This is a genomic window from Glycomyces amatae (assembly GCF_020991375.1).
Classification (GTDB): domain Bacteria; phylum Actinomycetota; class Actinomycetes; order Mycobacteriales; family Micromonosporaceae; genus Glycomyces; species Glycomyces amatae.
Genome location: NZ_JAJLQZ010000008.1, coordinates 154,056 through 169,143, shown reverse-complemented (window position 1 = coordinate 169,143; position 15,088 = coordinate 154,056). Strand labels below are relative to the sequence as shown.

Genomic DNA, 15,088 nt, shown 5'->3' with positions numbered 1-15,088 from the left:
ACAGGAGCCCCCTTGACCGCCCCGCCCCTCGCCCACCGCCTCACCGTCGACCTCGCTCTGGCTCGCCTCACCTTCAGGCGCCGCGTCGCCTACCGCGTCAACTGGCTGTTCACCGTCGTCATCGGCGGCGGCGGGATGCTCGCCTCCCTCGCGCTGTGGCGACACCTCCTCGACGGCGGGGCCGCGATGGGCGGCTACGACTGGGACGCCATGCGCGCCTATCTCGTCCTCGGCTTCATCACCATGACCGTGGCCGTCGGCGGCGCCGACTTCGACATCGCCGACCGCATCCTCGACGGCATGGTCGCCATCGACCTGACCAAGCCGGTCGACTTCCAGCGCGCCCGCGCCGCCGAGTACATCGGCAGCATCCTCGCCACGGTCCCCGGCGCCGCCTTCAGCGTCGCCCTCGCCGCGCTCCTCGTGGGCCTCCCCGGCCCCGCGTCCCCGCTCGCGGGCGCCCTCACCGCCGTGAGCGTCCTGCTGTCGCTGCCGCTCTCGTTCTGCCTCACCTTCCTGAGCGTCCTCACCTGCTTCTGGGTGAAGCGCTACCTCGGGGTCATGTGGGCGCGCGAGGCGGTCACGATGTTCTTCTCCGGGATGCTCGTCCCGCTCGCGCTCTTCCCCGACCCGCTGCGCGCCCTCGCGTGGAGCCTGCCCTTCGCCCACTTCACCGGCACCCCCACGGGGATCTACCTGGGCCGCTTCGACCTCCCCGCCGCGCTCGGCCTCCTCGCCGCCCAGGCGGCCTGGGTCGTGGCCCTGTGGTGGCTCGCGCGGCTGCTGTGGAGCCGGGCGATCACCACCGTCACCGTCCACGGAGGCTGACCCGTGCGCCACGCCGTCGCCGTCTACTGCCGCTCCTGAAGGCCCACCTCCAGTCCATGATGGAGTACCCGGGGGACTTCTGGATCATGGCCGTCTCCGGACTCATGCTCCAGGCCATGAACTTCGGCTTCCTCGCCGTCCTGTTCACCCGGATCGACACCGTGGCCGGATGGTCCTACCACGAGATGCTCGTCCTCTCCGGCTTCATCAGCGTCGTCATGGCCCTCGTCGAAGGCGGCTGGGACGGCGTCTGGACCATCGGCCGCATGGTCGTCGAAGGCGACCTCGACTACCGCATCACCCGGCCCGCGCCCGTGTCCGTCCAGATCGGCTCCAGCGCCATCGGCATGCAGGCCTTCGGGAACCTCACCGCCGGGCTCGCCATGGCCGCCTACGGCTGGATCGGCGCCGGCATCGGCTTCGACCCGGTCACCCTCGCCGTGGCCGTTCCCCTGTTCGCCAGCGCCGTCGCGATCCAGGCCTCCTACCTGACGATCCTCAACGGCCTCGGCTTCTGGCTCAAGGGCCGCTACGGCTCCTTCGCCTACGCCGCCGTGCAGCTCCAGCACTCCGTCGGCCGCTACCCCATGAGCATCTACCCGGCCGCGATCCGCGCCGCGTTCACCGTCGGCCTGCCCTTCGCGTTCGTCAACTTCATCCCCGCGCAGATCCTCACCGGCCGCGTCCCGCTCGCCTGGGCCGTCCTGCCGCCGATCGCGGCCGCCGCCCTGGTCGGCCTCAGCGCCCTCGTCCTCCGCCTCGGCCTGCGCTCCTACGATTCCGCAGGCCACTGACGTGCCTGAGACCACAGCGAAAAAAGACTTGCGCCCGCGCCGGAGGCTCCGTTAGAGTCACCGCGTTGCCCGGAGCAGTGCGCCCGGGACTCTTGCGGATAGGAGGTGTGACTGATGGATGTCGTTGTGCTCGCCCTTGCCTCGAAACCCAGTTCACCTCCCGCCGACGCGCTCTGACGCGTACCGCGGGTCTACTCCACAGGAGCCCGCCACCTTGGCACGCAAGTCCGAATTCTCTGATTCCTTCCAATCCACCAAGCGCCGCCGACGCGACTTCGACGACGACGAGGTCTTCTCCGCCGAGGAGCAGGCCCGGTTCGAGGAGATGCGCACCGAGTTCGACGACGCCCCGAACGACGACGGCCCGCCCGCCGGCGACCGCTGGACGATCTGGTGGGACTCCGAGCCGCTCCAGCGCGGCCCCGAGCCCCTGCCGGACTGGGTCATCACCGACCACGGCGCCGTCGACTACGAGCTCGGCGTCCTCAAGACCGGCAAGGAGGCCGACGTGTTCCTCATCGAACGCGCCGTCCCCGACACCGACCGGGCCGTGGTCCTCGCGTCGAAGCGCTACCGCAGCGCCGAGCACACCCAGTTCAACCGGGCCGGCGACTACACGGCCGGGCGCGGCGCCAAGCGCTCGCGCGACGTCCGCGCCATGGCCAAGCGCACCACCTTCGGCCTCGAGCAGGCCGCGGGGCGCTGGGCCGCCGCCGAGTTCGACGCGCTCAAGCGCCTGTACGTGGTCGGCGCCCCCGTGCCCTACCCCGTGCAGGTCCTCGGCACCGAGGTCGTCATGGAGTTCATCGGGCACGGCCGCACCGCCGCGCCCCGGCTCGCCGAGACCCGCCCCGACGAGCCCGAGCTCGAGAGCCTGTGGGAGCAGGCCTGCGAGGCGCTGCGCCTGATGACCGAGCAGGGCTTCGCCCACGGCGACCTCTCGCCGTACAACACCGTCGTGCACGAGGGTCGCCTCGTCGTGCTCGACCTGCCGCAGATCGTCGACATCTACGCCAACCCGCTCGGCCACGACTTCCTGGCCCGCGACGTGGAGAACCTCGGCTCGTGGTTCACCGCGCGCGGTATCGACCGCCAGGAGGTCGACGACCTCCAGCTGGAGCTGAAGGCGATCGCGGCCAAGCCGTAGCGGTTGTCGGGAACCCGACACGGGCGTGTCGGGTTCCCCGCTCATTCGTTCTCCAGTCGTATCGAACCGACCGCGAGAACGGAGCCCCCGTGCCCGGAGACTGGCATGAGACCCTGGCGGCGCTGATCGCCGACAACCCCGCGCTCTCCTGGGAGCTGCTGGAGATCGGCGAGGCGAAGTCCATGCCGATCTGCACGGACAGGTGGCATCAGGTGCATGAGGCGCCGATGGCGGGGAACGGTGACGAGGCCGCCCCCTCCGGAGCCTGGACCCGGGCCGAATCGCTCGGCGCCCCGATCCACAACGACCGCCGCACCGACCGGACCGTCGAGATCGGGTTCGCCGGATCCGACGGCCTCATCGTGGTCGGCGAGGTCCAGAGCGGCTGGTCGGACGAGAAGATGTTCCGCCTGCCCGGATACGTCGCCAAGGCCTTCCAAATCCATGAGAAGCAGGTCGAGCTCGTCATCGTCTGCAAGACCGACGCGCTCGCGCGCCGGTACAGGAAGGGCATCTGGATGGGAGCGCGCAGCGTGGTCACTCCGATCGCCGTCGGCGCCGAGGACCTGTTGCCCGTCACCGATCCAAGGGCCGCGGACCAGAGCGTGCAGCTGTCGGTCGCGACGCTGCTGGTCCGCGGCGATCAGGACATGGCGCGCGACCCGCAGGCGACGGTCTCGGCCGTCCTCGCGAAGCTCGATACCATCGACCGGGAACTCGCCGCCGACTACGCCCACTACCTGGCCCGCCTGGTCAGCGACGACTTCGCCGAAATCATGGAGGAGACCATGGACACCGAACGGAAGCCCTGGCACAACGCCTACTACTCCCGAGTGCACCAGGACGGCGTCGAGGAAGGCCGTGAAGAAGGCCGCGAGGAGGGCCGTGAGGAGGGCCGCCTCGTGCAGGGGCGGCGTATGCTGCTGACCGTTCTGGAAGGCCTCGAGATCCCGGTCTCGGCCAAGAACCGCGCGCGCATCGAATTCTGCGAGAATCTCGACCTGCTCGAGGCATGGACCGCCAGGGTCGGGCGCGTCCGCAGCTGCAAGGAGCTGTTCCAGGAGGACTGACCGTCGAGCACCGGCCCCCTGGCAGTGTCGGGGGCGGGATATAGCCTTGTGCTGTGGCTGTTGATTACCGTCCCGCTCCCGGCACCATTCCGACCGAACCGGGCGTCTACCGGTTCAGGGACCGCGACCGGCGCGTGATCTACGTCGGCAAGGCCAAGAACCTCCGCAACCGCCTCAACTCGTACTTCGCGGACGAGTCCCGCCTCCACGAGCGCACGCGCCGCATGGTCAATACCGCCCGCAGTGTCGAGTGGACCGTCGTCGCCACCGAGGTCGAGGCCCTCCAGCTGGAGTGGACCTGGATCAAGGAGTACGACCCGCGCTTCAACGTCATGTTCAAGGACGACAAGTCCTACCCCTGGCTCGCGGTCACCGTGGGGGAGGAGTTCCCCCGCGCCCAGGTCATGCGCGGCAACCGCCGCAAGGGCGTGCGCTACTTCGGGCCCTTCGGCTCCGCCTGGGCCATCCGCCAGACCCTCGACCTGCTCACCCGCGTCTTCCCGATCCGCACCTGCTCCGACACGGAGTTCAAGCGCTGCAACCGGATCGGCCGCCCGAACCTGCTCGCCGACATCGGCAAGTGCTCGGCCCCGTGCGTCGGTCGCATCTCCGCCGAGGAGTACCGCGAGCTCGTCAACGGCTTCTGCGCCTTCATGTCCGGCGACACCGCCCCGGTCCGCCGGCGCCTCATCGCCGAGATGCAGGAGGCCTCCGAGGCCCTCGAGTTCGAGCGGGCCGCGCGCCTGAGGGACGACCTCGGCGCCCTCGACAAGGTCCTCGAGCAGCAGGTCGTCGTCCTCGCCGAGGACGTCGACTGCGACGTCATGGCCGTCGCCGACGACGAGCTCGAGGCCGCCGTGCAGGTCTTCCACGTCCGCGGCGGCCGCATCCGCGGCCAGCGCGGCTGGGTCATCGACAAGGCGGAACCGGTCGACCTCGCCGGGATCGTGGAGCGCTTCTGCCTCCAGTTCTACGGCGAGCAGAACGAGGTCGTGCCCCGCGAGGTCCTCGTCCCGGCCCTGCCCGGCGACGCCGAGGCCCTCGCCGAGCTGCTCTCGGAGCGCCGCGGCGCCAAGGTCGACCTGCGCGTCCCGCGCCGCGGCGACAAGCGCGCCCTCGCCGAGACCGTCGAGAAGAACGCCCTGGAGAACCTCCAGCGGCACAAGCTCAAGCGCGCCGGCGACCTCACCGCCCGCTCCAAGGCCCTCGAGGAGCTCGCCGACGCCCTCGACCTGCCCGAGGCGCCGCTGCGCATCGAGTGCTACGACGTCTCGCAGTCCCAGGGCGAGGACGTGGTCGCCTCCATGGTCGTCTTCGAGGACGGCCTGCCCCGCAAGAGCGAGTACCGCCGCTTCGTCATCCGCGGCGAGCGCAAGGACGACCTCGCCTCGCTCCAGGAGACCCTGCGCCGCCGCCTCTCCAAACTCGCCGACCAGCCCGCCGGATCGCCCGCGGAGGAGGACGAGGAGCCCAAGCGCGGCTTCCACTACCCGCCGCAGCTCCTCGTCGTCGACGGCGGCCAGCCGCAGGTCGCCGCCGCCGATGCGGTCTTCGCCGAGCTCGGGATCGACACGATCAACCTCGCCGGCCTCGCCAAGCGCCTCGAGGAGATCTGGCTCCCCGGCGAGGAGTACCCGGTGATCCTCTCGCGCACCTCCGAGGCCCTGTACCTCATGCAGCGCGTCCGCGACGAGGCCCACCGCTTCGCGATCTCCCTGCACCGCACCCGCCGCCGCAAGAAGATGTCGGCCTCCGCCCTCGACGGCGTGCCCGGCCTCGGCGACTCCAAGCGCAAGGCGCTCATCAAGCAGTTCGGCTCGGTCAAGCGCATCCGCGAAGCCGAACTGTCCGAATTGGAAGCGGTGCCCGGGATCGGACCGAAGCTCGCCGAGGCCTTGCGGACACATCTGCGTAATCCCGATGACAACGGCGCTTGAGACGCGGCTGGTACCTATACGATGGTCAGTTCGGCGCGTACGCCGAGGCCGTGTCACCACGGCGGCAGGAACGATTTCGGGGATACTGGACTTATGGGTGTGGCAGCTGTGCACGCGGATTCGGGCGACCGCAAAGAATTGGACCTCGTGATCGTCACGGGCATCTCCGGGGGTGGGCGCTCGACGGTGGCGCGCGCCCTCGAGAACGTCGGCTACTACGTCATCGACAACCTCCCCGAGTCCCTCGTCGGCCAGGCCGCCGAGCTGGCCGCGGCCGGCGGCGAGGAGGTCCGGCGCACCGCGATGGTCCTCGACGTGCGCTCGCGCGCGTTCATGACCGACCTCGTGGGCGTCCTGGAGGACCTGCGCAAGGGCGGCTTCAAACCGCACCTGGTGTTCGTCGACGCCGACGACGACGTGATCATCCGCCGCTTCGAGAAGGTCCGCCGCGCCCACCCGCTCCAAGGGGACGGCCTGCTCGCCGACGGCATCGCCGCCGAGCGCGTCCTGCTCGAGCCGGCGCGCGGCTCGGCCGACACCCTCTTCGACACCACGCACCTCAACGAGAACCAGCTGCGGGCCCGCGTCGAGGAGGCCTTCCTCGCGCCCTCGTCGCCCGGACTCCAGTTCACCTGCATGTCATTCGGGTTCAAATACGGCATCCCGCGCGATGCCGACTATGTCGCTGACGTACGATTCCTTCCCAACCCGTACTGGGTCCCCGCCCTGCGCGAGCACACCGGCACCGACCGCGAGGTCGCCGAGTACGTCCTCGGCCAGGACGGCGCCGAGGACTTCGTCGAGGCCTACGCCACCCTGCTGCTCGGCACCACGCAAGGGTTCGAACGGGAGGGCAAGCGATACATGACGATCGCCATCGGCTGCACCGGCGGCAAGCACCGCTCCGTCGCCATCGCCGAGGAGCTCGCCAAGCGACTCAACGCCGCCGGGTTCCCCGCGAACACCCACCACCGCGACCGGGGGAACGAGTGACGGCCCCCGCGCCGCGCCACCCCGGGCCCACCGACCGCTCGGGCCCCGCCGGTCCGCCCCGGCCCCGCCGGGCCGGACCGGGGCCCGCGGGCAGCGCCGGCAGGGGGCCGGCCTGGCCGGGTGCGCCGGGGGAGCGCCCCGACCCCCTCGAACGCCGCGTGATCATCGATCCCGGCCGCCGCCCCGAACCTCCCGCACCCTGATTCCGAGGTAACCGCTGATGCTCAAAGTCGTCGCGTTCGGCGGCGGGCGGGGACTCTCCGCCTCGCTGCTCGCCCTCTCCCGGCTCGACATCGAACTGACGGCCGTGGTCACCGTCGCCGACGACGGCGGCTCCTCCGGGGACATCCGCGCCACCCGCCCCGTCCTGCCGCCCGGCGACCTCCGCAAAGCCCTCGTCGCCACCGCCGACCCCGACCGGATCGAGGCGGCCCAGCTCTTCTCGCACCGCTTCGCGGGCGACGACTTCCTCACCGGCCACCCCGTCGGCAACGTCGTCCTCACCGCCCTCCTGGAGCGCCACGCCAACCCCGTCGAGGCCCTCGACGTCGCCGGGCGCCTCCTCGGCTCCCGCGCCCGCATCCTCCCCATGTCCTGCACCCCGCTCGACATCGAGGCCGACCTCGCCGAGGGCCCCGGCACCCGCACCATCGTCGGCCAGCACGACGTCGCCGTCGCCGACGGCGCCGTCACGGACGTCCGCCTCCTCCCCGCCGACGCCTACGCCTGCCCCGAGACCCTCGCCGCCGTCGCCGACGCCGACTGGCACGTCTTCGGGCCCGGCTCCTGGTACACCAGCGTCATCCCGCACCTGCTCCTGCCCGACCTGCGCGAGGCCGTCGGCGCCGCCCGGGCCCGCCGCCTCGTCGTGCTCAACCTCTCCGAGGAGAAGGAGACCGACGGGCTCACCCTCGCCGGGCACGTGGACACCCTGCGCCGTTACGCCGAAGGTGTCCGGTTTCACTACGTCGTGTCGGGCGACGCCCGAACCCTCGCCGATCCCGAATCGTTGAACAGTGCGGCACAATCGTTGGAGGCCGAGCTCGTGGCGGCGGACCTCGCCGCCGACGGCGTGACGCACGACGTCACCGCGCTCGCTGCCGTATTGGGAAACCTGCTGGTCGAAGATGGTGGTTAACGAATGGCGATGACCTCGGAGGTCAAGGACGAGCTCAGCCGTATCGAAGTGACGAAGTCCTGCTGCCAGCGCGCCGAGCTGGGCGCGCTCTTCCGCTTCGCCGGGGGCCTCCACCTCGTCGGCCAGGGCAACGTCGTGGTCGAGGCCGAGGTCGACGCCGGCAACGTCGCGCGCCGCGCCAAGCGCATGATCAACGACCTCTACAACTACGAGTCCGAGACCCACGTCCTCGTCGCCGCCGGCCTGCGCCGCAACAACCACTACCTCCTGCGCGTCATGGCCGACGGCCAGGCCTTCTCCAAGCAGATCGGCCTCACCGACCAGCGCGGCTACCCTGTCCGGGGCCTGCCCAACCACGTCGTCGGCGCCTACCCGTGCTGCGCCGAGGCCGCCTGGCGCGGGGCCTTCCTCGCCCGCGGCTCGCTCACCGAGCCCGGCCGCTCCTCCTCCCTCGAGGTCACCTGCCCCGGCCCCGAGTCCGCGCTCGCCCTCGTCGGCGCCGCCCGCCGCCTCGGCATCGCCGCCAAGTCCCGCGACGTGCGCGGCGTCGACCGCGTCGTCATCCGCGACGGCGACGCCATCGGCGAGCTCCTCACCCGCCTCGGCGCCCACTCCTCGGTCCTGACCTGGGAAGAGAGGCGCGTGCGCCGCGAGGTCCGCGCCACCGCCAACCGCCTCGCCAACTTCGACGACGCCAACCTGCGCCGCTCCGCGCGCGCCGCCGTGGCCGCCGCCGCGAAGGTCACCCGCGCCCTCGAGGTCCTCGGCGACGACGTCCCCGAGCACCTCGCCTCCGCCGGGCGCCTGCGCCTCGACCACCGCCAGGCCTCCCTCGAGGAGCTCGGCACCCTCGCCGACCCGCCGCTCACCAAGGACGCCATCGCCGGGCGCATCCGCCGCCTCATCAACATGGCCACCAAGCGCGCCCAGGAGAACGGCGTCCCCGGCCCCGACGACGTTGTCGCCGAAGAAGAGGCGCTCGTCGCCTGAGCCGCCCGCGCGAATTCGGCCCCGGGCGCGGTGCGCGCGAAAGCCGAGTCCCGAAGGGTTAGGCTTAACCGCGATGTCACACCCGTGTTCCGGGTGTGACATGATCGGGGGGAGCCAGCCGCGACAGGTTCGAGAACCGGAGCGGTTAGGGTCAAGGAGTGCTCGGCGACGAGGCCGAACAGCGATCTGTTCCACCGTCGCTCTTCGGCTGAACGGATCGCGTGCGAGACCGCCTCCGGTCTCATCCAGATATCCGATCCTGTTCTAGCGAGGAGATGGGCACGTGACCATCCGCGTTGGCGTCAACGGCTTCGGCCGCATTGGCCGCAACTTCTTCCGGGCGGTTCTCGCCTCCGGCGCCGATATCGAAATCGTCGCCTTCAACGACTTGGGCGACACCGAGACCATCGCTAACCTGCTCAAGTACGACTCGATCCTGGGCCGCCTCCCCTACGAGGTCAAGGTCGGCGCCGACGAGATCACCGTCAACGGCAAGACCATCAAGGCCTTCAGCGAGCGCGACCCCGGCAGCATCCCGTGGGCCGAGGTCGGCGCCGACGTCGTGATCGAGTCCACCGGCTTCTTCACCGACGGCACCAAGGCCGCCGCGCACCTCGGCGAGACCGTCAAGAAGGTCATCATCTCCGCCCCGGCGAAGAACGAGGACCTCACCGTGGTCATGGGCGTGAACAACGACAAGTACGACGCCGAGAAGCACCACATCATCTCGAACGCGTCCTGCACCACCAACTGCCTGGCCCCGATGGCCAAGGTCCTGAACGAGGCCGTCGGCATCGAAAAGGGCCTCATGACCACCATCCACGCCTACACGCAGGACCAGAACCTGCAGGACGGCCCGCACAAGGACCCGCGCCGCGCCCGCGCCGCCGGCCTGAACGTGGTCCCCACCACCACCGGCGCCGCCAAGGCCGTCGGCGTGGTGCTGCCCGAGCTCAACGGCAAGCTCGACGGCTACTCGCTGCGCGTCCCGATCGCGACCGGCTCGATCACCGACCTCACCTTCGAGGCCTCCCGCGAGGTCACCGCCGAAGAGGTCAACGCCGCGCTCAAGGCCGCCGCCGAGGGCCCGCTCAAGGGCATCATGTCCTACACCGAGGACCCGATCGTCTCCAAGGACATCGAGACCGACCCGCACTCGTGCATCATCGACGGCCTGCTCACCAAGGTCATCGGCAACCAGGTCAAGGTCTTCGGCTGGTACGACAACGAGTGGGGCTTCTCGAACCGCCTCGTCAGCCTCGTCGAACTGGTCGGCTAAGAGTCTGATGAAGACGCTCGACGAACTCCTGCAGGAGGGCGTCAACGGTCGGCGCGTACTCGTACGCGCCGACCTCAACGTGCCTCTGGACGGGAAGAACATCACCGACGACGGCCGCATCCGCGCCGTCGCGCCCACGGTGAAGGCGCTGGCCGAGGCCGGCGCCCGCGTCGTGGTCTGCTCGCACCTGGGCCGCCCCAAGGGCGAGCCCGACCCCGCCTTCTCGCTGGCCCCCGTGGCCCAGCGCCTCGGCGAGGTCCTCGGCCGCGAGGTCGCCTTCGCCCACGACACCGTCGGCTCCGACGCGGAGCAGAAGGCCGTCGCCCAGGGCGACGGCGACGTGCTCCTGCTGGAGAACCTGCGCTTCAACAAGGGCGAGACCAGCAAGGACGAGACCGAGCGGGCCGAGTTCGCGGGCCAGCTCGCGGCGTTCGGCGACGTGTACGTGGACGACGCCTTCGGCGCGGTCCACCGCAAGCACGCCTCCGTGTACGACGTCGCGAAGGTCCTCCCGCACTACGCGGGCTGGCTCATCGCCAAAGAGGTCGAGGTCCTCTCGAAGCTCACCGGCAAGCCCGAGCAGCCGTACGTGGTCATCCTCGGCGGCGCGAAGGTCTCCGACAAGCTCGCGGTCATCGACAACCTGCTCGACAAGGTCGACACGCTCATCGTCGGCGGCGGCATGATGTTCACCTTCCTCGCGGCCAAGGGCCACGAGGTCGGCTCGTCGCTGCTGGAGAAGGACCAGATCGAGGTCTGCAAGTCCTACCTCGAGCGCGCCGAGAAGCTCGGCGTCGAACTGCTGCTGCCGGTCGACACGACCACCGCCGCCGAGTTCGCCGCCGACGCCGAGCCGCTGACGGTGGCCGTCGACGCCATCCCGGCCGAGCGCATGGGCCTGGACATCGGGCCCGAGTCCGCGAAGCTCTTCGCCGACCGCATCGCCGCGGCCAAGACCGTGTTCTGGAACGGCCCGATGGGCGTGTTCGAGTTCCCCGACTACGCCGCCGGGACGAAGACCGTCGCGCAGGCGCTGGTGGACTCCGAGGCGTTCAGCGTGGTCGGCGGCGGCGACTCGGCCGCCGCGGTCCGCACCCTCGGCCTGCCCGAGGACGGCTTCGGCCACATCTCGACCGGCGGAGGGGCGAGCCTCGAGTACCTCGAGGGCAAGACCCTGCCCGGCCTGGACGCACTGGAGAAGTAATGACTGAGACCCGCAAGCCGCTCATCGCCGGCAACTGGAAGATGAACCTCAACCACCTCGAGGCGATCGCGCTGGTGCAGAAGCTGGCCTTCAGCCTCACCCGCGAGCAGCTCGAGGCGGTCGAGACCGTCGTCCTGCCGCCGTTCGTCGACATCCGCAGCGTGCAGACGCTGGTCGACGGCGACAAGCTGACCATCGGCTTCGGCGCCCAGGACCTGTCGGCGCACCCGTCCGGCGCCTACACCGGCGAGATCGCCGGCTCGATGCTGGCCAAGCTCGGCTGCTCCTACGTGGCCGTGGGCCACTCGGAGCGCCGGCAGTACCACGAAGAGGGCGACGAACTGGTGGCCGCGAAGGTCCGCCAGGCGCTCAACAACGGCATCAGCCCGATCCTGTGCGTCGGCGAGGCGCTGGACGTCCGCGAGGCGGGCGACCACGTCCCGCACACGGTCAGCCAGCTGATCGCCGCCGTCGACGGCCTCAACGAGGAGGAGCTCGAGAAGGTCGTCGTGGCCTACGAGCCGGTCTGGGCGATCGGGACGGGCCGCACGGCCACGCCCGACGACGCCCAGGAGGTCATCGGGGCCCTGCGCGCGGCGCTCGCCGAGAAGTTCGGCGCGGTGGCCGAGCGGGTCCGCATCCTCTACGGCGGTTCGGTGAAGTCCTCGAACGTCTCGCAGATCATGGGCAAGCCGGACATCGACGGCGCCCTGGTCGGCGGCGCGAGCCTGGACGCCGAGGAGTTCGCCAAGATCGTGCGCTTCCCGGAGCACCACGGAGCCTGATCAAGGCACAGCAAGTTTCGCCCGCAGTCGTACGAGAGGGCTGCAGGCCGCAGACAGGGCCGCCGTACAACGACGTACGGCGGCTCCTTGCGTTTCCGGAATGCCGGGTTCTACGGCTTAGCGGTGAGCCACCCGATAAGCCGTTGGATAAGCCAGACCGCTAGACTCGACGTGGCCCGCGCCCCATAACGGGCAGATTTGCTGAGAGGACACCCGATCACCGATGATGACGGTTCTGAGTTACGCCCTGCTGATCATCCTGCTGCTCTCCAGCGCGGTCCTGATCCTCATGGTGCTGCTGCACAAGGGCAAGGGCGGCGGCCTCTCGAGCATGTTCGGCGGCGGCATGTCCTCCGTCGCCTCGGGGTCGTCCGTCGCGGAGAAGAACCTGACGCGGATCACGATCGGCGTTGCCGTCGTCTGGTTCGCCGCCATCGTGGCCTTCGGCCTCCTCCTGCGAGCGATGGTCTAGACGCCTCAAGACTTCCGGCGGGGCCCGGCGAGCTTTGCCCGCCGGGCCCCGCTTTTTTGCTGCCGCGGGTCGCCATCGGGTGTCGCATCAGGCTGTCTCAAACCTCCGGCTCATTCCGAGGCTCAAAAGTATTCGGAAGAAAGTGCTGGTCCTGGCGATTTTGGTGGAGGTGTGCGATGGTCCTTCATGCCATCATCAGCCCATGACACAGCAGCGATACGACTCCTGGGTGATTTCCGCCGTGTTTAACAAGCTCTACGAGCGCAAGGGATTCAGCTCCATCAGAGAGGCTGCACGCTTCCTCTTCATGAATCACTCGACCCTCACCCGCTGGCTGGAGGGGGACACGGTGGTGTACGACCCGCAGAAGGTCAGAGGTGTGGCGATCAGCCTCGGCGCTTCCACAGGGATGGCGCGGCACCTGTTCGACCTTGCGGTCCAGACCCATGACACCAGCGCCTCAGGTTTCCACCTTTCGGCCGACCCTGAAGCCGGGCTGGCGCATACGCCGTTCACCCTCATCGAGGCGGGGGCCGAGCGCATCGACATCTACGAGGAAAGCCTGATCGCTGGGCTGCTTCAGTGCATCGAGTACATCAAGGCCTTTGCTTCGCTCGAACCCTCGGCGGACCGCGAGTTCGTGGAGAAGGTCTTGCGGTTCAAGCTCGAACGCCAGGCCGCGATCTTCGGTTCCAAGGTTCCAGAAATGCGGGTGGTGCTCAATGAGGCGGCCCTACTCCGCATCGCTCACTGCGACTTCTATGAGGCGCAAATCGACCACATGCTCGACCTCATCGAGCGTTACGGTATCGGCATTTATGTGCTGCCGATGTCTGCGGGGCTCCATCGGGCGATGTTCGGGCCATTCGTGCTGATGGGTTTCGACCAACCGGTGGAACGTGAGATCGGGTTCCTGGAATCGTATGGGGCGGCGGGAGAGTGGGTGGAGGACCGCAGCACGCTTGACCGGTTCCGTAGGCTGTACAAGAGCACCCTCCAGCGGTGCGTAGAGCTAGGAGCGTATGCGAATGCTGACCGAGGAATGGCGCAAATCGAGCCGTAGCGGGAACAACACGAACCAGAACTGCCTGGAAGCGCGCATCGCCCCGGGCCTGGCCAGCGAGTGGCGCAAGTCCAGCCGTAGCGGCAACAACACGAACCAGCAGTGCGTTGAAGCGCGGAGTCTCCCTCACGTGGTCCAGGTCCGGGACACCAAGCTCGGTGAGGACTCCCCGATCCTCGACGCCTCCCCGGCCGACTGGCGAGGCTTCCTCTCCGCCGTCGCGAAGTAGGCCGAAGCTCGGTCGGGGCCGCCGATCCGTGATGGGATCGGCGGTATGAAGGCTGTAGTGCTGCCCCGGTACGGCGGGGCCGAGGAACTCGAGGTCACCGACACTCCCATGCCCCCTCGCGGGCCCGGCGAAGTGCTCATCCGGCAGCGGGCCACCTCCGTCAACCCCGTCGACTGGAAGATCGGGTCGGGGGCGGCGGCGGAGGTGTTCCCCGCGGAACTGCCGCTCATCCCCGGCTGGGACGCCGCCGGGGTCATCACCGAGGTCGGCTCCGACGTGACCGATTACCAGGTCGGCGACGAGGTCTTCGGCTATGTGCGGCGCCCGGTCGCCAAATGGGGGACCTACGCCGAGTACACCACCGCCGAGCCCTGGATGATCGCCCGCAAGCCCGCCTCGCTCGACTGGGACTCCGCCGGGGCGCTCCCGCTCGTCGGCGTCACCGCGCTCCAGGCCCTCGACATGGTCGGCGTCCAGGAGGGCGACACCGTGCTGGTCCACGCCGCCTCGGGCGGCGTCGGGACCATGGCCGTGCAGATCGCGAAGGCCCGCGGCGCCCGCGTCATCGGCACCGCCAGCGCGCGCAACCACGACTACCTCAGGGCCTTCGGCGCCGAGCCCGTCGAGTACGGCGACGGGCTCCTGGAGCGCCTCAGGCGGCTCGTCCCGGACGGGCCCGACGCGGCCCTCGACGCCGCCGGCGGCGACGCCGTCGCGGTCTCCATCGCGGCGGGGGCCGCCCCGGACCGGGTCGTGTCGATCGTCGACCCCTCGGTGAAGGAGCAGGGCGCCCACCACTTCCTCATGAACGTCACCACCGAGGACCTCCAGACCCTCGGCGGCCTCACCGAGGCGAGGCGGCTGACCGTCCCGATAGCGGAGACCTACCCGCTCGACAAGGCCGCCGACGCCTGGCGCGCCAGTCAGACCGGCCGCACCCGCGGCAAGCTCGTCCTGCGGATCTCCTAGCGTCGCATCGCATATGGACAGTGCCGGGCCCGCGGGCCCGGCACTGTTTCGATGGATCGAACCAATTCGTGACGGTCTTTACACTGTGTGCGTTACGTCATAGAATTGCAGAGGGCGGTGCCCCAGCCGCTCCGGCCGGTGACTCCACGGCGACGCTCGGGGAGCCGCGCGGTCTTCCTCCCGCAGACCC

15 protein-coding genes are annotated in these 15,088 nt (G+C 69.7%); all 15 read left to right on the top strand.

Annotated elements, in window-relative coordinates:
• The first annotated feature begins 12 nt into the window (after positions 1–12).
• The 15 genes from LO763_RS14805 to LO763_RS14735 all read left to right on the top strand — a co-directional run bounded on the left by LO763_RS14805 (position 13) and on the right by LO763_RS14735 (position 14,898).
• On the top strand, positions 13–828 hold the full coding sequence (locus LO763_RS14805; RefSeq protein ID WP_230603385.1) for an ABC transporter permease: 816 nt from the start codon (positions 13–15) through the stop codon (positions 826–828).
• 56 nt (positions 829–884) lie between these two features.
• Positions 885–1,622, top strand: coding sequence for an ABC transporter permease (locus tag LO763_RS14800; RefSeq protein WP_230603383.1), 738 nt, complete (start codon positions 885–887; stop codon positions 1,620–1,622).
• Positions 1,623–1,836: 214 nt separating this feature from the next.
• Positions 1,837–2,769 (top strand): serine protein kinase RIO, encoded by a 933-nt coding sequence (locus tag LO763_RS14795; RefSeq protein ID WP_230603381.1) that lies wholly within the window; start codon positions 1,837–1,839, stop codon positions 2,767–2,769.
• An 89-nt stretch (positions 2,770–2,858) separates the two neighbouring features.
• Positions 2,859–3,839, top strand: a complete 981-nt coding sequence (locus LO763_RS14790; RefSeq protein WP_230603379.1) for a hypothetical protein — start codon at positions 2,859–2,861, stop codon at positions 3,837–3,839.
• A 53-nt stretch (positions 3,840–3,892) separates the two neighbouring features.
• Positions 3,893–5,776, top strand: a complete 1,884-nt coding sequence (uvrC, locus tag LO763_RS14785; RefSeq protein WP_230603377.1) for an excinuclease ABC subunit UvrC — start codon at positions 3,893–3,895, stop codon at positions 5,774–5,776.
• Positions 5,777–5,869: 93 nt separating this feature from the next.
• Complete coding sequence (rapZ, locus tag LO763_RS14780; protein WP_439650294.1) at positions 5,870–6,769, top strand: RNase adapter RapZ; 900 nt, start codon at positions 5,870–5,872, stop codon at positions 6,767–6,769.
• Between the two features lie 220 nt (positions 6,770–6,989).
• A complete protein-coding gene (locus tag LO763_RS14775; protein ID WP_230603373.1) occupies positions 6,990–7,907 on the top strand; it encodes a gluconeogenesis factor YvcK family protein in 918 nt (305 codons plus the stop codon).
• 3 nt (positions 7,908–7,910) lie between these two features.
• Complete coding sequence (whiA, locus tag LO763_RS14770) at positions 7,911–8,897, top strand: DNA-binding protein WhiA (protein WP_230603371.1); 987 nt, start codon at positions 7,911–7,913, stop codon at positions 8,895–8,897.
• A gap of 283 nt (positions 8,898–9,180) precedes the next feature.
• Positions 9,181–10,176 (top strand): type I glyceraldehyde-3-phosphate dehydrogenase, encoded by a 996-nt coding sequence (gene gap / locus LO763_RS14765; protein ID WP_230603369.1) that lies wholly within the window; start codon positions 9,181–9,183, stop codon positions 10,174–10,176.
• Between the two features lie 7 nt (positions 10,177–10,183).
• Positions 10,184–11,380, top strand: a complete 1,197-nt coding sequence (locus tag LO763_RS14760; RefSeq protein WP_230603366.1) for a phosphoglycerate kinase — start codon at positions 10,184–10,186, stop codon at positions 11,378–11,380.
• Complete coding sequence (tpiA, locus tag LO763_RS14755) at positions 11,380–12,165, top strand: triose-phosphate isomerase (protein WP_230603364.1); 786 nt, start codon at positions 11,380–11,382, stop codon at positions 12,163–12,165. Before LO763_RS14760 ends, tpiA begins: the two co-directional genes overlap by 1 nt.
• Positions 12,166–12,391: 226 nt before the next feature.
• On the top strand, positions 12,392–12,637 hold the full coding sequence (gene secG / locus LO763_RS14750) for a preprotein translocase subunit SecG (RefSeq protein ID WP_230603362.1): 246 nt from the start codon (positions 12,392–12,394) through the stop codon (positions 12,635–12,637).
• Between the two features lie 202 nt (positions 12,638–12,839).
• On the top strand, positions 12,840–13,700 hold the full coding sequence (locus tag LO763_RS14745) for a Scr1 family TA system antitoxin-like transcriptional regulator (RefSeq protein WP_230603360.1): 861 nt from the start codon (positions 12,840–12,842) through the stop codon (positions 13,698–13,700).
• On the top strand, positions 13,666–13,929 hold the full coding sequence (locus LO763_RS14740) for a DUF397 domain-containing protein (RefSeq protein WP_230603359.1): 264 nt from the start codon (positions 13,666–13,668) through the stop codon (positions 13,927–13,929). The genes LO763_RS14745 and LO763_RS14740 overlap by 35 nt, the downstream gene beginning before the upstream one ends.
• A gap of 45 nt (positions 13,930–13,974) precedes the next feature.
• A complete protein-coding gene (locus LO763_RS14735; RefSeq protein ID WP_230603357.1) occupies positions 13,975–14,898 on the top strand; it encodes an NADP-dependent oxidoreductase in 924 nt (307 codons plus the stop codon).
• The last annotated feature ends 190 nt before the right edge of the window (positions 14,899–15,088 follow it).